At 45.7% G+C, this 22913-nt stretch carries 18 protein-coding genes, 1 pseudogene and 1 CRISPR repeat array; of the genes and pseudogenes, 13 read left to right on the top strand and 6 right to left on the bottom strand.

Going from position 1 to position 22913, the window contains the following annotated elements:
• Positions 1–48 precede the first annotated feature (48 nt).
• The 8 genes from cas3f to ACFOEK_RS01920 all read left to right on the top strand — a co-directional run bounded on the left by cas3f (position 49) and on the right by ACFOEK_RS01920 (position 8496).
• Positions 49–3345, top strand: a complete 3297-nt coding sequence (gene cas3f, locus ACFOEK_RS01955; protein ID WP_386715379.1) for a type I-F CRISPR-associated helicase Cas3f — start codon at positions 49–51, stop codon at positions 3343–3345.
• A gap of 240 nt (positions 3346–3585) precedes the next feature.
• Complete coding sequence (locus ACFOEK_RS01950; protein ID WP_386715376.1) at positions 3586–3729, top strand: hypothetical protein; 144 nt, start codon at positions 3586–3588, stop codon at positions 3727–3729.
• A gap of 35 nt (positions 3730–3764) precedes the next feature.
• Positions 3765–5102 carry a type I-F CRISPR-associated protein Csy1 gene (gene csy1 / locus ACFOEK_RS01945; protein ID WP_386715373.1) on the top strand — a complete coding sequence of 446 codons (1338 nt, stop codon included), beginning with the start codon at positions 3765–3767 and terminating at the stop codon, positions 5100–5102.
• Positions 5102–6031: a type I-F CRISPR-associated protein Csy2 gene (csy2, locus tag ACFOEK_RS01940; protein WP_386715370.1), complete on the top strand. Its 930-nt coding sequence runs from the start codon at positions 5102–5104 to the stop codon at positions 6029–6031. Before csy1 ends, csy2 begins: the two co-directional genes overlap by 1 nt.
• 22 nt (positions 6032–6053) lie before the next feature.
• Positions 6054–7070 (top strand): type I-F CRISPR-associated protein Csy3, encoded by a 1017-nt coding sequence (gene csy3 / locus ACFOEK_RS01935; RefSeq protein WP_386715367.1) that lies wholly within the window; start codon positions 6054–6056, stop codon positions 7068–7070.
• Between the two features lie 8 nt (positions 7071–7078).
• A complete protein-coding gene (gene cas6f, locus ACFOEK_RS01930; protein WP_386715364.1) occupies positions 7079–7714 on the top strand; it encodes a type I-F CRISPR-associated endoribonuclease Cas6/Csy4 in 636 nt (211 codons plus the stop codon).
• A gap of 131 nt (positions 7715–7845) precedes the next feature.
• Positions 7846–8070 (top strand): type II toxin-antitoxin system VapB family antitoxin, encoded by a 225-nt coding sequence (gene vapB / locus ACFOEK_RS01925; RefSeq protein ID WP_386715361.1) that lies wholly within the window; start codon positions 7846–7848, stop codon positions 8068–8070.
• Positions 8071–8496 (top strand): type II toxin-antitoxin system VapC family toxin, encoded by a 426-nt coding sequence (locus tag ACFOEK_RS01920; RefSeq protein WP_386715358.1) that lies wholly within the window; start codon positions 8071–8073, stop codon positions 8494–8496.
• Positions 8497–8629: 133 nt separating this feature from the next.
• Positions 8630–10637: a CRISPR direct-repeat array (repeat unit 28 nt; unit sequence CTTCACTGCCGAATAGGCAGCTTAGAAA).
• Positions 10638–10654: 17 nt separating this feature from the next.
• Here ACFOEK_RS01920 and ACFOEK_RS01915 read toward each other — a convergent pair.
• Positions 10655–12052, bottom strand: a pseudogene (locus tag ACFOEK_RS01915) (mannose-1-phosphate guanylyltransferase/mannose-6-phosphate isomerase); the annotation flags it as partial.
• Positions 12053–12323: 271 nt separating this feature from the next.
• On the opposite strand from ACFOEK_RS01915, the gene ACFOEK_RS01910 reads away from it, so the two are divergent.
• The 3 genes from ACFOEK_RS01910 to ACFOEK_RS01900 all read left to right on the top strand — a co-directional run bounded on the left by ACFOEK_RS01910 (position 12324) and on the right by ACFOEK_RS01900 (position 15111).
• Positions 12324–12758 carry a nuclear transport factor 2 family protein gene (locus tag ACFOEK_RS01910; RefSeq protein WP_386715355.1) on the top strand — a complete coding sequence of 145 codons (435 nt, stop codon included), beginning with the start codon at positions 12324–12326 and terminating at the stop codon, positions 12756–12758.
• Between the two features lie 153 nt (positions 12759–12911).
• A complete protein-coding gene (locus ACFOEK_RS01905; protein WP_386715348.1) occupies positions 12912–13967 on the top strand; it encodes an amidohydrolase family protein in 1056 nt (351 codons plus the stop codon).
• 88 nt (positions 13968–14055) lie between these two features.
• Positions 14056–15111, top strand: coding sequence for an amidohydrolase family protein (locus tag ACFOEK_RS01900; RefSeq protein WP_386715345.1), 1056 nt, complete (start codon positions 14056–14058; stop codon positions 15109–15111).
• A 48-nt stretch (positions 15112–15159) separates the two neighbouring features.
• Here the strand turns inward: ACFOEK_RS01900 and ACFOEK_RS01895 are convergent, their stop codons facing one another.
• Positions 15160–16455 (bottom strand): NAD(P)/FAD-dependent oxidoreductase, encoded by a 1296-nt coding sequence (locus ACFOEK_RS01895; RefSeq protein ID WP_386715342.1) that lies wholly within the window; start codon positions 16453–16455, stop codon positions 15160–15162.
• Between the two features lie 329 nt (positions 16456–16784).
• Here ACFOEK_RS01895 and ACFOEK_RS01890 point away from each other — a divergent pair, with 329 nt between their 5' ends.
• Complete coding sequence (locus ACFOEK_RS01890) at positions 16785–17333, top strand: cupin domain-containing protein (protein WP_386715339.1); 549 nt, start codon at positions 16785–16787, stop codon at positions 17331–17333.
• A 575-nt stretch (positions 17334–17908) separates the two neighbouring features.
• The gene (locus ACFOEK_RS01885) at positions 17909–18628 is read left to right on the top strand and encodes a hypothetical protein (RefSeq protein ID WP_386715336.1); all 720 of its coding nucleotides are present in this window, start codon (positions 17909–17911) and stop codon (positions 18626–18628) included.
• An 80-nt stretch (positions 18629–18708) separates the two neighbouring features.
• On the opposite strand, the gene speB is transcribed toward ACFOEK_RS01885, so the two are convergent.
• The 4 genes from speB to potA form a co-directional block, all read right to left on the bottom strand.
• Entirely contained in the window at positions 18709–19677 is a 969-nt protein-coding gene (speB, locus tag ACFOEK_RS01880) for an agmatinase (RefSeq protein WP_386715333.1), read from the bottom strand.
• A gap of 137 nt (positions 19678–19814) precedes the next feature.
• Entirely contained in the window at positions 19815–20606 is a 792-nt protein-coding gene (locus ACFOEK_RS01875; RefSeq protein ID WP_386718506.1) for an ABC transporter permease subunit, read from the bottom strand.
• A 74-nt stretch (positions 20607–20680) separates the two neighbouring features.
• Positions 20681–21595: an ABC transporter permease subunit gene (locus tag ACFOEK_RS01870; protein ID WP_386715330.1), complete on the bottom strand. Its 915-nt coding sequence runs from the start codon at positions 21593–21595 to the stop codon at positions 20681–20683.
• On the bottom strand, positions 21592–22803 hold the full coding sequence (gene potA / locus ACFOEK_RS01865) for a polyamine ABC transporter ATP-binding protein (RefSeq protein ID WP_386715327.1): 1212 nt from the start codon (positions 22801–22803) through the stop codon (positions 21592–21594). The genes ACFOEK_RS01870 and potA overlap by 4 nt, the downstream gene beginning before the upstream one ends.
• Positions 22804–22913 lie beyond the last annotated feature (110 nt).

Here is a 22913-nt window from a genome sequence, read left to right as displayed (position 1 = left end):
GGGTTTAACTATGGCGAATTTTCCATATTTAAAAGGGAAAATTAAACCATGATGGTGATCTTCGTTTCTCAATGCGAAAAGAATGCACTCAAGAAAACCCGCAGAGTATTGGATGCCTTCGCTGATCGAATTGGTGATAACACCTGGCAAACGGTGATTACCCAAGAAGGCTTGGATGCGGTTAAGAAACTATTGAGAAAAACGGCCAGTAAAAGTACAGCGGTGAGCTGCCATTGGGTTCGGTCGCGTTCGAGAAGTGATTTGCTGTGGGTGGTGGGGAAGAGAGACAAATTTGATGAGGTAGGCCGAGTGCCTGTAAACACAACAGACAAAGAAGTTCACCCAGTAGAAAGTCAATGGCATACCTTGGAGGCTATTCGGTTACTTAGTTCAATTGCTGCGTTGTTTCATGACTTTGGAAAGGCAAATAAGTTATTCCAGAAGAAGATCGACGCTACTCAAAAAACGCCAGTGTCAGAACCTTATCGTCATGAGTGGGTTTCATTGAGGATGTTTGAAGCCTTTGTGATGTCGTCTAAGAAAGGCGACAGTTTGAATGATCGATGTTGGTTAGAAAAGCTAAGTCTGATTCAGCCGTCGGATGAAAAGGGTATTTGGAATAAGCTGATTCAGGATTCGTCTGAGGAAGCACAGCCAAGCCCATTTAAAACATTACCTCCGATGGCTCAAACGGTTGCATGGTTAATTCTGACTCACCATAAATTACCGCAACGTAAAGATACTAGGAAAGAATCATCTGTTCCGTTTAAACATACAGACTTTCATCTTACTAAGTATTTGAAATCGAGCTGGAACTCGCCCCAATGTGAAAAAGAAGGCTGGAGAAAGTCGGACTTTAAACAGGTGTGGGATGTTAACAATCGTTCGCCAATTAAAAGCTTAAATTGGTGTGTTCAGGCCAGAAAGATCTCCGACAGGACGTTGCGGTATTTGATTTTGACTGCCGATGCTAATTATCTGAATGACAAGTTCACTTTGCACTTGTCTCGCTTATCATTGATGTTGGCCGATCACCATTATTCTTCGCAGGATGCTAACCCAGAGGATCAGGATAAGAATTACTCTATCTATGCGAACACGGATAGAGACACAGGGCAGTTTAAACAAAAGTTAGATGAACATTTGATTGGTGTTCAGAGAAATACACTCAAGTTTGTTAATGCCTTGCCAGACTTGAAAGTAAGTTTGCCTTCGCTGAATAAGGTACGTGCCTTAGAAGAGCGAAGTAAGGCAAAACCATTTAAGTGGCAGAACAAAGCATCTGATTTAGCTGTGTCACTGGCTGAAGAGTCTGAAGAAAACGGTTTCTTTGGTGTAAACATGGCTTCTACTGGCAAGGGCAAAACGCTGGCTAATGCCAAAATTATGTATGGGCTGTCATCACGTAAGGCAGGGTGCCGATTCAGTATTGCTCTGGGTTTAAGAGCGTTAACTCTACAAACAGGCGAGGCGTTAAAATCTCGGCTTAGAGTGACTGATGAGGAGCTTGCAGTATTGATAGGCTCTCAAGCGGTTAAGCAATTGTATGATGAAAATCAGGCGGAATATGTTCAAGACAAAGCTATTGATACGGGTTCAGAGTCAGAAACGGATATCTTGCAGCTTAACCAAAATGTGATCTATAACGGCTACCAATCTGATGGCCCGCTAGAGCCTTGGTTAGCTAATCGCCCTAAATTACAGAAATTACTCAACGCGCCAATTTTGGTTAGCACAATAGATCATCTAATGCCGGCTACTGAGGCTCAGCGCGGTGGCAAACAGATTGCTCCTATGTTGCGCTTATTGACGTCTGATCTGATTCTGGATGAGCCTGATGATTTTGATGTTGAAGATACTTGGGCGTTAACACGCATGGTGAACTGGGCTGGAATGCTAGGTGCGCGAGTGTTGTTATCCTCCGCTACTTTGCCGCCCGATACTGTACATGCCTTGTTTGATAGTTACAGAGAAGGGCGTCAGCATTTTAATCAAGCAAGGGGCAAACAAACGGATCAAGTCTGTTGTGCGTGGTTTGATGAGTTTCAAAGCACAGGCTCAAACGTTTCATCGTCAGAAACGTTCAAGTCTTGTCATCAAGAGTTTATCGATGACCGTGTTCAAGAGTTATTAAAAGCGGAAGTGACCCAGCGATCCAAGTTGGTCAATGTTCCGATTACTACCACTGAAGCCAGTGACGTTATTCGGTCAATGGGGAATACGGTTTTAGACTGTATTTATCAGTTGCACGATATCCATAAGGAAAGCAATAACGAGGGTACGAAGAGCCTTAGTTTGGGATTGGTGCGAATGGCGAATATTAACCCGTTGGTGGCGTTAGCAAAGTATATTGCTCAGCAACCAGTCAAGAAAGGGTATCAGCTTCACTTATGTGTTTATCATGGGCAACAACCATTGATTGTCCGTTCTTCGATGGAACATGTATTAGATCGAGTTTTTGATCGTCATAACCCAGAGGCGTTGTGGGAGCATTCTGAGATTCATCAGGCTTTGAAACATTCTGATGCTCAGCATCATATTTTTATTGTGTTAGGTACGAGCGTGATGGAAGTGGGGCGGGACTGGGATGCCTCCTGGGGAATTGCAGAACCCAGCTCCATGCGGTCGATTATTCAGTTTGCTGGCCGAATTAATCGTCATCGACGTATACCAGCGACTGAAGCCAACCTTGTTCTTTTGAATACCAATTACCGAGCGCTGAACAAACCCGGTGACGTTGCATTTTGTCGGCCAGGGTTTGAGAAAGAAACATTAAAACTGAGCAGTCACGATCTCAATGCCGTTTTACTACCAGAGCATTACGAAACAATTCGCTCAATTCCTCGGATCAATAAAAGCGAAGAGCTGGATATTCACAACCGCCTAGTGGATTTGGAGCATCAGCGTTTGAATGAAGTACTCATTAATCGGCGTGATTCTCTTGGTGCCAGTATTTGGTGGGAGAAGCCTTGTCATCATACCTATCTGTTACAGGGGCAAACCCGGTTTCGTGTTTCGATGCCATCAACGGATTACTTTCTTAATTTGGAGGATGAGAGTGATCAGCCTGTTTTTCATGCATGGCATACCAGCGGTGAGCATAAACCATCGGGGGCGCTTTTTGATATGGCATTTGATTTGGAAGAAGGGAGGGCTTTATCTAGCGTGTCTTTCTGGGCAACCAACAGTTATTCAATTTTGATTGAGCAGCGCATAGGTAACGATGCTCAGGAAAAAGACCGCTTAATAAATTGCATGACCTTTGGCGCGATTAGTCTACGAAATTTAAAAGATACGAAACAATGGCAGTATTCAGAGAGATATGGAGTACACCAGAGCCTTTAAAGAAGGGCTCTGGTGTCTATGCTGCCTACGCGGCAGTAAAGAGTAGCATACGCTACATGCTAAATATTTCTAAGCTGCCTGTGTGGCAGTTTTCAGGAAGGTATGTGATGAGAGAATCAAAATCAACTAAAAATTATCTGACTTTTTATTTAACCTATTTAGTATGAAGTGTATGTATGTGTTGATAGGGGGTGTGGTTGGTTGTATTATAACCAAAAACGCGATTGGGTACTTTGGGTCATGGAAAAGAAAAGATCTGATGTTTTAGGTGTAAAAGTTAGCCTTGAGGCAGGTGAAAAGAGCTGGGCAGTTGCAGTTCAAGTGGTTGGGGTCAGTACAGTTATTGGGCTTCTAATTATGCTCAAGCAATTTGGTGTGTGGTAATCACAAATAAATTTGAAATAAATAACGAGGTGAGAATGGAAGCTCAAGGGCTAACCGAAAAGATACTCGACTATATCCAAAGTCGGGCCAACGATAAGTTGGAAAAGCTGGAGAAGGATATTAGTAAACTTCAGGCTTCAGATAGTGCCGATCAAAGCAAATTGGAAGCATTAGAAGATAAACTGAGGGATGAGAAAGAAAAATTCAAACCCGTGAACTGGCTAACGGATGCAGCTAATCGTGCGGGGCAAATTCAGTTTGTTACACATGCCATTAAGTTCTTACATAGCGATGCCAAGGGTAGTAATGTGTACTTGGCTGAAGAGTATAGACATACCCGTACAGGCTATGTGTCTACTGCTTCAATCAAGACCCCAGCGCTCGATATTGTGGGGAATGCTGCGGCCCTTGATGTTGGGAAGCTGCTTATGTTGGACCATGAAGGCAATAAATTAGTCGACTGTGTACTGGCTGGTAACGTTACTCCATTTCTTTCCATAGCCGTCGATCAGGATCAGGCAGAATCTTGGTTAGCAGGGCTCAAAAACGCCGTTGCTTCTAAAGAACTCAGTTCCCACAAGTTGGCGAAACAAGTCTATTGGCCTATTAATACAGGTGAATCCGATAGTGATCATTCACACCAATATCACTTACTTTCCCCTTTGTTTGCCAGTGCGTTTGCTCAAAAAGTATATGATGTGCGTCGTGAACTAAGAGAAGTTCAGTTCAGTAAGGATGAAGAACTTAAAGCAAATGGGCATAGCCGATTCCCTCATCTTGCTGTTCAGACCTACGGCGGCACAAAGCCTCAAAATATCTCCCAATTAAACTCTCAGCGCTATGGCAAAAACTACTTGTTAGATAACCGCCCACCCTTGTGGGCGGAGATTGAAAAGTTACCCTATAACACCGAATCCGTTTTTAAATCGGCTTTCCCACGTAGAGCCTACAAAAAAGCCAAAGCAGCTCATCGTCTAAAAGCCTACCTGGAAAAAGTGTTTTTAAATCCATCTACTTTTGATATTCGACAAGCACGGCAAGCGGGCGTTGAAGAGATCGTCGATATTCTTTTGCTGTTTGCTGCAAACTTACATAGTCAACCAGCCGGGTGGACAGATCACCCTGAGTGTAAGCTTTCTCTGGATGAGCAACTTTGGTTAGATCCAGGTAGAGCCGCTTACGATGAAAAATTTCGTCAAGATATGGAGGCTAAAAAGTGGCATGACCAAGTGGCTCATAAGTTTGCAACTTGGCTCAACAATACATTGCGAAGTTCAACATTAAATCCAGGGGATGTGGAACATGCCCAATGGAAGGTGTATGTGGCTCAGGAGCTGCGGCTGACGGAACGTGCTAGGAAGGAGTATTTCTAATGGATGGATTTATCGCACTTCGCAATATAGAGGTGGAAAATGCCAATGCTGTTGCTGGCCAAACCTGGGGTTTTCCAGCGATCACTCATTTTCTTGGATTCATGCACTCTCTAGAGCGAAAGGTATCTGAGCGCTTAGATTTGGAAATTCCACTTCGTCTAAGTGGTTGTGCAGTGATATGTCACGATCTGTCGCCACAGACGACACAAGCTGCTACATATTCAGAACATGTATTTTCTTTAACCCGGAATCCGTTGACCAAAGAAGCCAAAACACCTTCTTTTGTGGAAGAAGGGCGTGCCCATATGACGGTAAGTCTAATCATTGGCATAGAAGAACTGCCGCCAATGAATGAGTCTGAGTATAAAGCGCTTGAACAAGCTATTAAGAACATTGTTTTGTCTCAGCGTTTGGCGGGCGGCACAATTAAACAACTTGCTGCAAGCCGTGTCGTTTCTCTTCATGAAAAACAGGAAAAACGGCAAGAGCAAGTGAACTTCTGGTTGCGTACCTTCTTGCCAGGCTTTGCACTGGTCGCTCGCACTGATTTGTTGGTTGACCAACAACAGCATTTTGCTGGGGATTCTGATCCTGCTTTTTCTACGTGGCTGGGTAACTCAATGCTCCACTTTGATGGAGAAGGGCAACCCTTGCAGCGGCCGTATAAAGGTTGGATTAAACCAATACCTGTCGGTTACAAAGCCATGTCGCCTCTTTATCAAGCGGGAAGCGTTGCTCGCAGCCGTGATGAAGAAACACCGGTTCGATTTGTCGAGTATGTCTATACCTTGGGTGAGTGGCTAAGCCCTCATCGCATTAACGATTTAAATGAGTTGCTTTGGTATTACAGTACTGAGCCTGAAGAAGGGTGGTACTTATGCCAGAACGACTATACATCTCAAGATTCAAACTTAACTGAAATTGCCTAACGTTTAATAAAGGATTATGACCATGAGCAACTTAAAAACCGCTTCAGTATTAGCATTCGAACGCAAACTTTCTAATTCGGACGCTTTAATGTTTTCGGGGAACTGGAATGACATTAAGAATGAAGCCAATTGGCAAGGGATTTCGATTCAGGAAAAGTCGGTGCGAGGCACCATTTCCAATCGACAAAAAAACGCGATCATGTCTGACCCTGCCAAGCTGGATCAGGAAGTTCAAAAGCCGAATCTACAGAAAGTGGATAGTGCTGCTTTGCCATTCGAGCACGATACGTTGAAAGTGGAGTTTACTTTGCGCGTATTGGGAAGTGTGCAACAGCCATCAACCTGTAACAGCCAGGACTATCGTTTAGCCCTAGAAACAACAGTAAACAACTACATTGAACAGCAAGGCTTTTCAGAACTGGCTAAGCGGTATGCAACGAACTTAGCAAATGGTCGTTTTTTATGGCGTAACCGTGTGGGTGCAGAGTCCATTCAAGTTCATATAAACGAAGCTGAGTCTGGAAATGCATGGAAGTTTAATGGGTATGACTTCAAACTTTCGGCGTTTGATCAGTCTTCATCTGATTTGGATGCAGTTAGCAGCGTTATTGAAAAGGGGTTGTCAGGTCAGGACTTCTCTTTGGTAACCGTGAAAGCTTTTGTGAAATTAGGTCAGGGGCAAGAAGTCTTTCCGTCTCAAGAGTTGGTGCTGGACAGTGGAACCGCGAAAGACAAAAAGAGTAAAACCTTGTATCAAGTAAATGAAACGGCAGCGATGCACTCTCAGAAAATAGGCAATGCCATCCGAACCATCGATACTTGGTTCCCTGAGGCTGAACATGTCGGAGCAATCTCTGTTGAGCCATTCGGCTCTGTTACAAGCCAGGGCAAAGCCTACAGACAGCCAAAGCAAAAGATGGATTTCTATACCTTATTGGATAATTGGGTGTTGAAGGCCCAAGAACCAGAGCTGGATCAACAACATTATGTGATTGCCAACCTTATCCGAGGTGGTGTGTATGGTGAGAAATCTGAGTAGGTGGCACTATGAAATATTACATAGACATAACCCTTCTACCCGACGCCGAAATCAGCCTCGGCTTCCTTTGGCAAAAGGTGTATCAGCAGATACACCTGGTGCTGGTGGAGCATAAAACAGGAGAAAACGAATCCGCTGTGGCGCTTTCCATTCCAGGGTATGGAGCAAAACCCTTTCCGTTAGGCAATAAACTCCGTCTGTTGGCTTCTTCATCTGGGCAGTTAGAACAACTTAATATCTCTGACTGGTTATCTCGCTATACAGACTATGCACATGTAACGTCTGTTAAAAGTGTGCCTGAAGATATCGAAAGCTATGTGAGTTTTCAGCGTAAACACGTTAAAGGTGAGGGGCGCCGTGCTTCATCCTTGATAAATAAAGCTCAACATCAGTCTGAAAAGTTTGGCTTGGATTTTGAAGAATGCCTGGAGAAGCTTAAAGCAATTTCAGATAAGGCAGACTCCAAGCTGCCCTTCATTTGGCTTGAAAGTCAGCAAACAAAAAAGCGAACCCCGGAAACAAGCGGTCGATTTCCTCTCTTTATCGAGAAAGTTGATGCAAAAGCTCCTGTCCTTGGAACATTCAATTGCTATGGTTTGAGTTCCAAGCAGGATGAGTTGGTCGCGACCGTTCCCTGGTTCTAAACATTCAATCTAGTGACCCTATAACCCGTCATCTTAGACGGGTTTGCTTTTTTGCATATGCTTTACATATGCCTTTATTGGGCGTAGTCTAAATATTGAACAATTGGCTGCGCGGGAACAGGAGGATGATCATGAGAACGGTGTCCATATTTAAAAATGGTAAAAACCAGGCGGTGCGCCTTCCTAAAGATATGGAATATGAAGGTGTAAGTGACCTGGAAATCATCAAAGAAGGGGATACGATTACCCTTCGACCTTCAAAACCAAGTTGGATTTCTCTTGCTGAAACAGAGAAAGCCGATGAAGATTTTCTGGTTGAGCGTGAAGATATAATCGAAGATCAAGGACGATTCTAGATGAAACTAACCTACATGCTGGATACCTGTATTTGCAGTTTCATAATGCGGGAGCACCCAATTGAAGTTCTTAGAAAGCTGCAACAGGTATCTGAAAAGCATCGAGTTGTTATTTCAGCAATTACTTATTCAGAAATGCGCTATGGCGCAGTTAGTAAGAAAGCCTCTCCCAAACATACGCAGTGGATCGATGAATTTGTTAAACGGTTAGATGCAATTCTTCCATGGGATTCTGAAGCCGTCGATCAATCAGCGCAGGTTAAAAAACAACTTAATGAGGTTGGTACGCCCATTGGTAATAACGACATTGCTATTGCAGGCCACGCTTTAGCGGCTGGCTGCATCTTAGTGACCAACAATATTAGAGAGTTTAAGCGGGTTGATTCCTTAATCATTGAAGATTGGGTAAATGAAACTTTGACCTAAAAAATACCAAAAATTTGAAGCTCTTTAAAAATTCAGTAAATACAGATAGTTACAGCTTGAGTGATTTTTTGGTGTTTTTGATGAAAACTACCTAGTTAATTGTTGTAGCTAAATTTTTTTGCTCTAAACTACACTTCACTGCCGAATAGGCAGCTTAGAAAGTTTTCAGGAAAATCCAGTTTGAAGACGCTACCTTCACTGCCGAATAGGCAGCTTAGAAATTTGGATTGCATCGGATCAAACACTAGGATTTCTTCACTGCCGAATAGGCAGCTTAGAAATTCGGCCAAAAACTGAGGCGAGTAGTACTCAACTTCACTGCCGAATAGGCAGCTTAGAAAGATAGGACAACGTAGTGTCGCCATACCGCCAGCTTCACTGCCGAATAGGCAGCTTAGAAACACCCCGACACGGCAGGAAGTAAACACACAAGCTTCACTGCCGAATAGGCAGCTTAGAAAGTAGCAGCACCACGGGCGATTGCATAATCAGACTTCACTGCCGAATAGGCAGCTTAGAAAACGGAAGATCAGGTAATTCGTATGTTCGGCGGCTTCACTGCCGAATAGGCAGCTTAGAAATCAGTAAAAGCACTACCAACCGTACCGGACACCTTCACTGCCGAATAGGCAGCTTAGAAAAAAGCAGTAAGAGGATTCACCCGCACGATACACTTCACTGCCGAATAGGCAGCTTAGAAAGAGTTAGATGGAGTTATTAAGTCTCGTAATGACTTCACTGCCGAATAGGCAGCTTAGAAATAACAGGGTGTCCCGCTTATCATTCAATTGATCTTCACTGCCGAATAGGCAGCTTAGAAACGTGTTTAATAACCTAATTAACACCTATTTGCCTTCACTGCCGAATAGGCAGCTTAGAAATTGCCGACCTTGCTGTACATGCACGGCACCAACTTCACTGCCGAACAGGCAGCTTAGAAAGAGTAAGGGAGGATGGAGCAAGCATTGCAGAACTTCACTGCCGAACAGGCAGCTTAGAAATTATAGATCGGCTTGCCCGTCTCCACGGTGGCCTTCACTGCCGAACAGGCAGCTTAGAAATTATAGATCGGCTTGCCCGTCTCCACGGTGGCCTTCACTGCCGAACAGGCAGCTTAGAAATATTTGACCGTTAAGCAACGCAAGCACATCATCTTCACTGCCGAACAGGCAGCTTAGAAATTAATTGCGGCCCCTTTTGTTGGATTAGGGGGCTTCACTGCCGAACAGGCAGCTTAGAAAAGGGGCGTATTGATGACGGTACACCGTCAAACCTTCACTGCCGAACAGGCAGCTTAGAAATTCAAGAACCTGATTCTTCAGAGATTCGGTAACTTCACTGCCGAACAGGCAGCTTAGAAATCACCTAGCAGCTGATCAGTCGTCAATCCCCACTTCACTGCCGAACAGGCAGCTTAGAAAATTGTTAGTTGCCGGGGGCGTTGCTATGGCGGCTTCACTGCCGAACAGGCAGCTTAGAAAGAATGGATCGCGTTTGCCAAATTGCAGGCAGGCTTCACTGCCGAACAGGCAGCTTAGAAAATTCTTTAGCACCTCTTCAATGTGATCCAATCCTTCACTGCCGAACAGGCAGCTTAGAAATGGATTCTTAGTCCTTCGCATAACTCTTCGCTCTTCACTGCCGAACAGGCAGCTTAGAAATGATTATGATGCGCCAGCAACCACCGCCCAGGCTTCACTGCCGAACAGGCAGCTTAGAAAAGGGTAATGCTGCACCGTATCAAACTGCCAAAGTTCACTGCCGAACAGGCAGCTTAGAAATATTATGGTGCATATCATTTGGGTCTTGGTGTCTTCACTGCCGAACAGGCAGCTTAGAAAAGCGCATCGGAGTCGCCCATTTCGAATGTTATGTTCACTGCCGAACAGGCAGCTTAGAAAAGTATTTACCGTGGACTCAACCTCACGGCGACCTTCACTGCCGAACAGGCAGCTTAGAAAAAAAGTCCGACACCGGACTTTTGGTCGAAAAAGTTCACTGCCGAGCAGGCAGCTTAGAAAGTGGACGAAACAATTAAAAAGCTGGTGAGGAACTTCACTGCCGAACAGGCAGCTTAGAAAATAGGCTAGTCAAGAGGTCCAAAAGTCCGACAATTCACTGCCGCATAGGCAGCTTATATTTTGTGCTCAAACCGCTCAATATCATCTTCTCCCAAATACTCCCCGGATTGAATTTCGATAAGTTCAAGCGGGGTGTCCGTTGGGTTTTCCAGGCAATGGATAGCACCAACCGGGATGAAGGTGGATTCGTTTTTGTTGATCGTATAGACCTTATTTTCTAACGTGACTTTGGCGGTGCCGGAGACCACCACCCAGTGTTCGGCACGGTGCTGATGCCGTTGCATACTGATGCGTTGTTGTGGGTTTACGGTGATGCGCTTCACTTGATAGCCGTGGCCGAGATCTACCACGTCGTATTTGCCCCAAGGGCGAGAGACTTCGCTGTGCGCCAATAGCTCGGTTCTTTGATCGTCTTCTAGTTGTTCAATCAGCGTCTTGAGTTGTTGAGTAAAGGCTTTATCAGCAATCAAAACGGCATCGCTGGTTTCGATGATGATCAGGTCTTTGACGCCGATTGTGGTCACAAGGCGGTGATGTGCGTGGATCAGTGAATCTTGAGTCTGTTGCGCGGTTACGTCACCGAACAGGGCATTGCCATCTTCGTTTTTATCGCTGGTTTGCCAGAGTTCGTTCCAGTCACCAATATCACTCCAAGCTGTGTCCAGCTGAACAACTGCGCCTCTCAACGTGTTGGTAGGAACGGAGGTGTGTTCCATCACTGCGTAATCGATGGAGATATTCGGGCTGCTCTGAAAGGCGTGTTGGTCTAATCGAATGAAATCCAAGTCATGCTGTGCTTGTTGATAGGCACTCTGGCTTGAGGCTAAAACGTCTGGTGCCAGTTCTTTAAGTGCGTCTAAATACGCCTTTGCCTTGAATACGAAAATGCCACAATTCCAAAGGAAGTTACTTTGCTCCAGGTAGGATTCTGCGGCGGTTTGATCGGGCTTTTCAACAAATCGGTTTATGGTAAAGGCCGAGTCTTGAATTTGCTCTCCCAGTTCAATATAGCCATAGCCGGTGTGCGCTTTGGTGGCGCGGGCGCCTAAACAAACCAAACGGTCATTTTGAGCTAGGTGTGCGGCCAATTGCGCTGACTCAGTAAAGGCGTCAATAGACTCAATGTGATGATCAGCAGGCATAACAAGTAAGGTTGGGTCATCGGTCAAGCTCAAGGCGTGAAGTGCAGCGACTGCAATGGCAGGTGCAGTGTTACGCCCTTCGGGTTCCAAAAGTATGCCTTGGTGTTCCAGGTTTACTTCTCGGAGTTGTTCAGCGGTGGTGAATCTGTGGTCTTCATGGCAAACCACGATTGGCGCTTGCTGTGTCAGTGCAGATGCTCTGGCAAGTGTGGTTTGAAGCAGGGAATGTTCAGAGAGTAAACGCTGAAATTGTTTCGGATAACTCTTACGAGAAAGGGGCCATAGACGAGTGCCTGATCCACCGGCAAGGATAACAGGAATCAGATCAGACATAACAACCTCAGAATATACGTGTTTGTGTTTTGAAGAATCGAGCCTGCTTAGAAGACTTGATATTAACTTCTATGCGCTTGCTGCAAAGGATTCCTTCTGCGTAAGGGCAGTATGGTATCAAGGAATAGCTTATGGCTGGAAGATATTGGTCATACGGCAAACTTTAGGGCAGCTAGTTAGTTTAAATTGGAACTTATGCACTTTAGATCTCTCCATACTATTTACTTTGTATTTGTTCGGCATTTGTCTTGTATGTAATAAGGAGAGAACCATGATGGAACAAGAAAAGCTAAGCCCCAATGTTCAACGTGCGATTGAATATTTTGAAAAAATTGATGCAGGTGATGAGAGTTACTTGGCGTTGTTTTCAGAGGATGTTCGTTTCTTTTTTCCGAAGTTTGGCACTCATCAAGGGAAGCAGAGTTTGATTCGTTTCGGTGAACGAATAGGGTCGTCGTTGAGTCAGATTCAACATGACATTGCCAACTTCAATTTTATCGAAGCTGGGAATATGTTGGTGGTGGAAGGGCAGGAATCCGGGGTGATGGCTGACGGAACCGTATGGCCGGATGGCAAGGTATCTCAAGGGCGCTTTTGCAGTGTGTTTGAATTCTCGGGTGGCTTGATTAACCGCATGTTTATCTATGTGGACCCTGATTTCCCCAGTACGGATTCAGCTCGGATTTCAGTATTAAGCGAAAATTAAGTGTTCGAGGGTTAAACGTTCGAGGACTAAATATTCGAGGGCTTAACCTGTAAAGCGTGAACGCCAAAACCCGGAGAATGGCCCCCTGACAGTGACAAATCTCTGTAGGCTCAGTAGAGTAAGTTCTTTTTAAGAATCTACATGGAATGTTTCGTGAGTAAGTCATTTTCTTTTAAGTATGGTTTTCGCAACTCTCTGAGTCTTAACTTAGTTGGTGGTCTATTGGCTGCATCTTTATTAGCTATGCCTTTGTTAAGTGAGAAAGCTCAGGCGCGAGACTATCAATTCTTTGATGCCGAGATTCATTACCAGGACGCCAAGCAAGCGACCGATGGCATGGATTTTCTGCTGGAGAATATGGAAAAAGCGAGCATTGAAAAAGCCATGATCACCGGCTTTGCTGTGACCAAGAAGTGGGCTTCCTCTTCACCTCGTCGGCCTTTGGCTTACGGTTCAGACGACTCGCCAGTGTATTGGTATTCCGCTACCGATATGCTGGTTTATGATGCCGTAAAGTCGTTACCTGAGAGCGAACAATCTCGCTTTTACCCATTTATTACCGGGTTTAATCCGACGGATTTAAACGCCGTAGATCACATCGAACGTTTATTGAAACGAGACCCTGGTTTCTGGAAAGGAATCGGTGAGGTCTTTACCCGCCATGATTTGTTGTCGGCCATGATTGAAGGGGAGCGTCCGATAGCTCATCACCCAGCATTGATGAGGGTGTATAAATTGGCCGCTCAATACGATTTACCAGTGTTGCTGCACAGCAACATCACTTCGCCTTATGTGAAAGAGTTTATTTATTTACCTGAGTTAACATTGTCGTTGCGCTCGAATCCCGATACGACCTTTATCTGGGCTCACGCGGGTATGAGCAGCGCCATTGATTTACGCCAAAAAGTGGAAGGTCTTCCTGAGCTAGTGACTAAGTTGTTGGGTGAGCATAAGAATCTTAATATCCTGCTGTCCTGGACGGTGGTGGATCAGCTTTATGATGAAGAGGGTGCGCCTAATGACGCATGGCTTGACGTAGTGAAAGCATACCCGGATCGATTTGCGATTGGTTCCGATGTGGTTGGTGGGTTTAGCTTACTGAAAGCCTATATGGATAAATTCAGGCCTTTCCTTGATGCGTTGCCAGAAGACGTTGCTCATCAAGTAGCGTCGACGAACTTTTTACAGTGGTTGCCTGTCACAAAGTAGCATTTCATTGGTGTGCTGTTAGAGCAAAGTACCTTTCTGCAAGAGCAGTGCAGTAAGTTATTCATAGAGGGTTAACATGGAAGGTGTTGTGAGTAAGTTCTTTTCGTCTAAGTATTTTCTTTGTAAGTCGTTGGCTGCCAGTGTGGTTGCAGGCTTATTGTCTGTGACGCTGTTATGGGAGCCTGCTCAAGCGCGTGACTATCAGTTTTTGGATGCAGAGCTTCATTACTTCGACCCTCAGCAGCGGAGCGATGGAATGGCTTTATTATTGAAGAATATGGATGAGGCAAACATAGGGAGTGCGTTGTTAACCGGGTTTGCAGTAACCAAAAAGTGGGCAGGCAATGAACCTAAGCGACCTCGTTTCTACGCCAGTGATGATGCATCTGTCTATTGGTATTCCGCCACCGATATGTTGGTCTATGATGCGGTGAAGTCTGTTTCTGAGAAAGATCAAAAGCGATTTTATCCGTTCATCACCGGGTTTAACCCGACTGATCTTAATGCGGTGGAGCACATCGAACGTTTGTTGAAGCGTGATCCTGGTTTTTGGAAAGGGATAGGTGAGGTGTTTACCCGTCATGATGAGTTAACCTCTTTGACTGACGGCGAGAAACCATTAGCGAATCATACGGCATTATTAAGAGTCTATGCGTTAGCGGCAAAGCATGATTTACCGGTGTTATTGCACAGTAATTTAACGTCCACTCGTGAGCCCGACTTTATATTCCTACCAGAGTTGAAAGATGCCTTGGAGTCTAGCCCGGATACTACATTTATTTGGGCTCACGCGGGTGTGAGTGCCGCCATAGATCGTCGTCAAACTCTCAAGGGAGTGCCTGAGTTGGTTAATGACTTGTTAGGCGAGTACGAAAATCTCAACATCTTGCTGTCCTGGACGTTGGTGGATTACTTGTACGATGAGAAAGGCGCGCCGAAAAAGGTATGGCTGGATGTTGTTAAAGCGTACCCCGACCGATTTGTGATTGGGTCCGATGTTGTAGGGCGTTTTAATAACTTGAACAAGTATATGGATAAATTCCGGCCTTTCCTTGATGCGCTGCCAGAAGACATTGCTCACCAAGTCGCATCAACGAATCTCTTGCAGTGGTTACCACCGCAAGACGCTAAGCAAGTGCATTAGTTTTCATTCGGTTCAGATGTAAGGGGTTCCCTAGAGCAGTGATGGATCTTAAAACAGATCCATCATTCGGTGATACAGCATCCCCATCGCCAACATTGGCGAGCGGAATCGTCGGCCACCGGGGAAGCGCATATGCTTCACCTTCTCGAACACTTCAATACGATTGCTTTCCTGATGAATGCTTTCGGCAATCAGCTTGGCTGCCATGTGCGTGGCATTCACTCCATGACCGGAATACGCCTGCGCGTAGTAAACGTTTGGGGCCAGGCGGCCAATTTGTGGTAAACGGTTGGCGCCGATGCCAATCATGCCACCCCATTCATAATCAATTTTGATGCCTTCCAGATACGGAAAGACTTTAGTGATGTGCGGGCCAAGCTTGCTTTGAATGGATTTTGGATCGCGGCCGGAGTAAGTGCAAAGCCCTCCGAATAAGAGTCGTTTATCGGCACTCAAACGGTAGTAGTCCAGATCGACGCGTTGATCACAAACCGCCATGTCTTGGGGAAGGACTTTGCGCCACATTTCTTCAGACAAGGGTTCCGTTGCCAGCACATAACTGCCCGCCGGTAACACTTGGCCTTCCAGAGTATTATCCAGACCTGCCACATAGGCGTTACCACAGATTACTAGAAGATCGGCAGTGATTTGGCCGGATTCTGTTTTAACTACGTTCGGGAAGCCCTTGATGACTTCCGTGACTGGCGACTGTTCAAAGATTTGAACGCCTAATTTTAAGGCCGCATCGGCTTCACCCGTGACGAGATTTAATGGATGAACATGACCGCTGCCCATATCAATTAAGCCGCCGATGTAGTTGTCTGAACCGACCACCTCGTGCATTTCGTCTTTGGATAACAAGCGTGTTTCGTAGGGGTAGTTGATTTCATCTAACCAGGCTTTGTCTTCTTTAAAATCTTTAAGATGGGCTGGTTTGTTGGCCAGATCGCAGTAACCCATTTTTAGATCGCACTGAATGTCGTACTTTTTGACTCGCGCTTTAGCGATTTCTACGGCTTCAAAACCCATCTGATTAATGGCGTCGATGCCTTCCTGGCCGATACTGTTTTTGAATTGATCAAGACCATGCCCAATGCCGCGAATCAGTTGCCCACCATTTCTCCCGGAAGCACCCCAACCAATGCGATAGGCTTCGATCAGCGCAACTTTGTAGCCTCGTTCGGCTAACTCCAGTGCCGTGTTAACACCACTAAAGCCACCACCAATGACGCAGACATCGGTTTTAATGTGTTCTGTCAGTTGTGGATAGCGGTTAGGGTACTTGGCACTGGCAAAGTAATAAGAGTCTGGATGTTCGGTGCTGTGCGTTTTAGGGTTGAGCATAACTGACCTACGAACAAAGTAAGGTGTTTTTCGTAATTTTATTGATAGTTCTAACCATAAGTTTGTTTTATATATTAATCAAACTGTTTTTAATATTTTACAACTTCGACTTTGCTGTCTAGTCTCAAAAAGAGAGGCAGAGGATGATGCTGATCAAAATATCGTACAAACCGTTTTGTATTTTGATTACTCGCTATGGCCAAGCTGATATACTACGCGGCTATTAAATAAAGTAATTTTGCGATTAGGATTGAGTGGATGATATCCGTACGTGAAAACGCAGTCTTTCAATCGCAGCGCTTAGCATTGATGAAGAGAGGAATACACCATTGGATGTAGGTAGCCGTTTAAGAGAAGTTCGAGCCAAAGCAGGCTTGTCGCAACGTGAGCTGGCCAAGCGTGCCGGTGTGACTAATTCAACCATTTCCATGATTGAGAAAAACAGCGTCAGCCCCAGTGTGAGTTCTCTTAAAAAGGTACTGTCAGGTATTCCTATTTCTTTATTAGAATTCTTCGATTCTGAAGAAGCCTCCAAAACCGATATTCCCGTGGTCTACACCCAAGATGAGTTTCTGGATTCATCGGTGGATAAAATGGATTGGAAATTGATCGGGAAGAGCTTTCCTAACCGTGCAATGACGGTGCTGGTTGAATGTATCCCACCAGGCGCTAATACCGGGGACGACCCATACACTCATGAAGGTGAAGAAGCTGGATACATCATCAGCGGCAAGGTTGAGCTGACGGTGGATGGTGAAACCTACGTTCTAGAACCCGGTCAGGGCTATTATTTTGAGTCATCTCGCCCGCACAAATTTGACAACCCGTTCGATGAGGAATGTCGTCTGGTCTCTGTGACCACACCCGCGAATTTCTAAGCAGACAGCCTGCAACCCTTCAAACCGTTCGATGTGAATAGAAGGGCGTTTGTACAACGTCCTTTTTGTCATAGCTTTTTACTATAAAGTAAAGAATGATAATTAATTTTATTCTTTAGATGGTGTCATTTAGTCTTGTTTTTTAAGAAAGCGATAGCTCTTAAAAAAGGCTCTTAACAAGCTCTTGTAAACCCTATGTACTAATTGAGGTAGCCAGCGATGCCCCAGGATTCTCAAACATCAAATCAACAAAAAGAGTGCAATTACAGTAATGATTACTACGGAGATCAGATTTGTAATTGTGCTTCTTAAGTAAAAGCCGATGGCGGGTGGTCGCCATCGGTTTTTGTTCTTCTTGTTTAGAATTAACACCTGAATTCAGATATTTAGTTGCCGCTTTCAGGGTGGCAATATCCCTCCGATTCCTTTCCGTTATCTTCTGTTTTTAGCATTCAAATCTTCCGTACCATACTAAAACGATTAGGTTTTTTCGGTTTTGGTGCCTTGTTTGCTTATTGCTTACATCCTTTAAAACTTACGTATCCAATAACCATATTAACCATATCGAGGGTGCCATGCAGATTCAGAATGGAGTTCAGACATCTCAGCAAGCTTCGCAAGTAAACAGCGTTACTCAAACGGGGCAAAATCAGGGAGCAACAGGTCAGCAGGAACACGTTAATACTGCTGCCCAAGTTGCAGAAGACAAAGTGTCTTTATCTGCCAATGCAACTGACCAAACATCAGCTCAAGCGCGTGCGGTTGCCAAATATGAAGATATGACGCGAGTGTATTCAACCGTTGTTGCTCCTCAAGAGGAAGAGGAAACGACTAGCAATACACTGAACGGACTTCCGTCGATCGAGCTATTTAATGCGGATGATGTAGCCGAGTACGAAGAGAAACTTGCCAATGCGTTTGCAAAAGCAGGCATTGATACGTCCCAGGAAATAGATCTGGCCTTTGATTATGAAGGTAATGTTTACGTTAAGAACGATCATCCTGATAAAGAAAAGATTGAGCAGCTGTTTAAAGAGGATAGAGATCTTCAGCAAGGGCTGGTTCAAACTCAGAACTTTTACATGTTCAAAGAGTTATACCGACTGACTCAAGAGTGGGCTCAGAAGATTGACAGTGGTATGAGTGAGCAGATGGCCGGCGAATGGTTGTTGAGCTCGTCTAAGCAAGCTCAAAAAGTGTCTGCTGAAGGATTAACCTTCAAAGAAGGAGGCATGGTTGATCCGTTTGAGCGAAGTGCTAATAACGCTGTAGCATTGAGTGCGTATGCGGGTTAAGGATCGGGGCTAAGGATCGAGGACATGGACTAAGTGTGCCTTGATCCTCAATTCTTATCATTAACTTATATTAGCAACCACTACACGCGGTCTTCTTTTCCTTCCGCTAATAAGCACAGTAAGTTGGTGGCGATGGTTGCTGCCGCCAACGCTGTGACTTCTGCGTGATCATACGGTGGTGCCACTTCCACGACGTCACAGCCGATCAGATTCAGACCGGTTAAGCCATAAAGAATCTTGATCGCGGTGGCCGTATCAAATCCGCCACACACGGGTGTCCCTGTGCCAGGAGCATAACTTGGGTCTAAGAAATCAATATCGAAGGTAATGTAACAGGGATTATTACCGACAATTTCCTGAATGCGGGCAACGGCTTCGTCCGCGCCATGCTTATGCAGCCACAAGGCATCAAACACGTTGTAGCCATGGGTTTGCATGTTCTGGGTCCGAATCCCCATTTGCACAGAATGAGACGGACTAACAATGCCTTCTTTGGCGGCGTGATAGAACATGGTGCCGTGGTCGATACGGCCTTTTTCATCAGCCCAGGTATCCGTGTGGGCGTCAAAGTGAATCAAAGAGATTGGCCCGTGTTTTTTATGCAAGGCTTTCAAGATGGGGTAGGCCACAAAGTGGTCACCGCCGAGACTCAACGGAATCACATTGTTATCGACCAAACGACTGATGAAGCGTTCGATGTCCACCGCCACGTCTTCCGGCCTGCCGGGATCGAACACGCAATCGCCATAGTCAATGACGTGTAAACGGTTAAACGGGTCGAACGTCCAGGGCCAAGGTCTGGCCCAAGAAAGCTGAGTAGACGCGGCTCGAACGGCACGAGGCCCAAATCTCGCACCAGGGCGGTTGGAGGTTGCTAAGTCATATGGAATACCGACCACCGCAACATCCACACCGGTTAAATCTCGGGTGTATTTACGGCGCATGAAACTGGTGGCGCCGGAATACATGGCTTCAATGACCGTGCCGTAGGGCGATTCGCGTGTGAACGCGAGATCACCATTACTGTATTGATCAAAATCGGAACTCATATGTCACCTACTGCGTTTGAACTGGTTGAGGCACAAGACTAAATCCCAGACAGGAAAGGGGAGTGAAAACCTCACAAGTAGATCAGTTTCACTCCCTTTCCTTAGTGGCCCATTCGTTGTTAGTGGGCCATTAGCTGTTAGTTGGCCATTGATTGCTTCATTCGATCATTAATGCGCTTGGTGGCAAACCAAGTGGCGAGAGATACGATGATCACCGCAAGAATAATTAGTGTCGCTAACGCATTGATTTTCGGTGTGACACCCAGGCGAACCGAGCTGAACACTTCAATCGGCAAGGTCGTAGCACCAGGGCCAGTCACGAAGCTGGCAATCACCACGTCGTCCAGTGACAAGGTGAAGGAGAGTAGCCAGGCCGATAAGATTGCAGGGAAGATGATCGGCAAGGTGATTTTGACAAAGGCTTCAAGCTGGTTGGCTCCTAAGTCCAACGCGGCTTCTTCGATGCTGCGATCCATTTCCATCAAACGGGAGCTGATCACCACAGTCGAATAGGCCAAACAGAAGGTCGTGTGCGCAATCCAAACGGTAAGCATGCCTCGCTCCGCAGGCCAACCAATGTGCTGGCCCATGGCGACGAACAATAGCAGCATCGACAAACCGATAATCACATCGGGCATTACCAAAGGTGCGGTAATGGAACCGGTGAACAAAGTTCGGGTTCGGAATTGTTTAATGCGAACCATCACGATAGACGCAAAGATCGCCAAGGCAACGGCTGCAGTAGCAGAGAAGAAAGCGATTTCAACGGAACGCCAAACCGCATTCATGATCTGCTGATCTTCAAACAGTTCGAAGTACCACTTGGTGGAGAATCCTGCCCACACCGTTACCAAACGGCTTTCATTGAAGGAGTACACCACCAGTACCAGCATCGGCAGATACAGGAAGGCGATGCCAGCCCAGAACATGAATTTCGTGAAACTAAAGGTCGTGAAGCTAAACGAACTAAAGCTAAATGACCCGCGCTTGTCAGTTGAGGTTGTCATTGGCCCACCTCCTTATTCTGATAACGGTGGAATAAGGTAATCGGTATGATCAGAATCGCAATCATGATTACAGCTAATGCCGAGGCCACAGGCCAGTCACGATTATTGAAGAATTCCTGCCAGAGCACTTTACCGATCATGATGGTTTCCGTACCGCCAAGTAATTCAGGAATCACGTATTCACCGACAACAGGAATGAACACCAACATGGAACCCGCGACAATGCCGTTGAATGACAAAGGCAGCGTGATCTTGAAGAAACAGGTCAGCTTGTTTGCGCCCAAATCACTGGCCGCTTCCAATAGCGTATCGTCATGCTTCACCAAGTTTGCATAGAGCGGAAGCACCATAAATGGCAGATAGGAATAGACAATGCCGAGATACACCGCAAAGTTGGTATTAATCATCTGAATCGGATCGTCGATGATGCCCAGCCACATTAAACCGCTGTTAATCAGACCATTGTTCTTGAGTAACCCCATCCAGGCGTACACTCGGATCAGGAAGGATGTCCAGCTTGGTAAAAGCACCAACAGCAACCACACTGCTTGTTGTTCTTTCGGCGCTTTGGCAATGGCGTAGGCCATCGGAAAGCCAATCAAGAGACAAAATACGGTCGACCAGAACGCCATCTTGATGGAGTTCCAATAGGCTTGAACGTAAATCGGGTCTTCGAGTAACCAAAGGTAGTTACCAAAATTGAAGGTCACGTTGAGTTGGTTTTCTTCCCACGAAAACATCGGAGTGTAAGGAGGAATGGCTAATTCCGCCTCAGAGACCGAAATTTTGCCCACGAAAAAGAAAGGCAAAATGAAGAAGATTAACAACCATAAATAAGGCGCTGAGATTACCCAGTGCCGACCTTTAGGCAGCTTTTGTGGAAGCCTTTGGATGGATTGTTTGATGTTCATAAGCGCATCACCATGCCCGCATCTTCGGTCCAGTAGACATAGACTTGGTCGTTCCACTGAGGGCGTTCAGCACGACGTTCGGTGTTCGCTAAGAAGCATTGAATGACTTTGCCGTCTTTCAGTTCCACATAGTAAACCGTATGACCACCCAGATAGGCGATGTCATCCACACGGCCGCACGACCAGTTGCATTCCTGGCTTGGTTTGGCCTTTGATAAGAAGGTTTTTTCCGGGCGAAGAGCAAACAACATGGTCTTTTCGTCGATGCCCGTAGACACACCACGTCCCACATAGATTTGTGAGTCGAGAGACGGAGAACACAGCTTCATGTGGTCTTCTTCGTCCACCACAATGTCAGATTCAAAGATGTTCACCGAACCAATGAACTCGGCCACCATACGATTTTGCGGACTTTCGTAAACATCGATGGGCGAACCAATTTGCTGAATGAAACCTTCGTCCATAATGGCGATGCGATCGGCCATGGTCATGGCTTCTTCTTGATCGTGCGTTACCATCACGCAGGTCACACCCACACGTTCGATGATGTCGACCACTTCCAACTGCATTTCGGTACGGAGCTTTTTATCCAGAGCGCCCATGGGTTCATCTAATAGCAATAGCTTTGGATGTTTTGCCAACGAACGAGCGAGGGCAACACGTTGGCGCTGACCGCCCGACAGCTGATGCGGCTTGCGATGCGCAAACTTTTCCATGTGCACCAGTTTCAGCATTTCGCTGACACGATCAGCGATTTCACCTTTGGGCATACCATCTTGTTTCAAACCAAAGGCAATGTTCTTTTCAACACTCATATGAGGGAACAGGGCATAGGACTGGAACATCATATTAAATGGACGCTCATTGGGCGGCATGAAACTGATGTCGTCATTGCCTAAACAAATTTGTCCTGACGTCGGTTTTTCAAAACCGGACAACATTCTGAGTAATGTGGATTTACCCGAACCAGACGCACCTAATAAAGCAAAAATCTCGCCCTTATAAATGTCTAGGCTGACGTTATCAACCGCCAGGGCTTCTTCGTAGTATTTAGTGATGTTCTTAATGGAAAGCAATACTTCCTGCGTTGAGCGAGGTGTCTTTCCATTACCTGCTTTGCCATTACCGTTTGGAGACACGCTTCCATTCGTGTGGCTGTGATTGCCATTCGCTCCGTTTGAGTTGTTCGTATCTACCGCAGAAGACATAAATGCCTCGTGTATCGTTGTGAGGAATTTGGTGAAGTCTTTGAATCTGCGCTACCGGGAGACTTCAATGATCCAGGCAGCGCGAATTAATAACTAATCATAAGCGTGAG

The organism is Litoribrevibacter euphylliae, assembly GCF_042646085.1.
GTDB classification, from domain to species: domain Bacteria; phylum Pseudomonadota; class Gammaproteobacteria; order Pseudomonadales; family Litoribrevibacteraceae; genus Litoribrevibacter; species Litoribrevibacter euphylliae.
The sequence above is the reverse complement of the archived record's forward strand: the minus strand, read 5'-3'. Positions and strand labels throughout refer to the sequence as shown.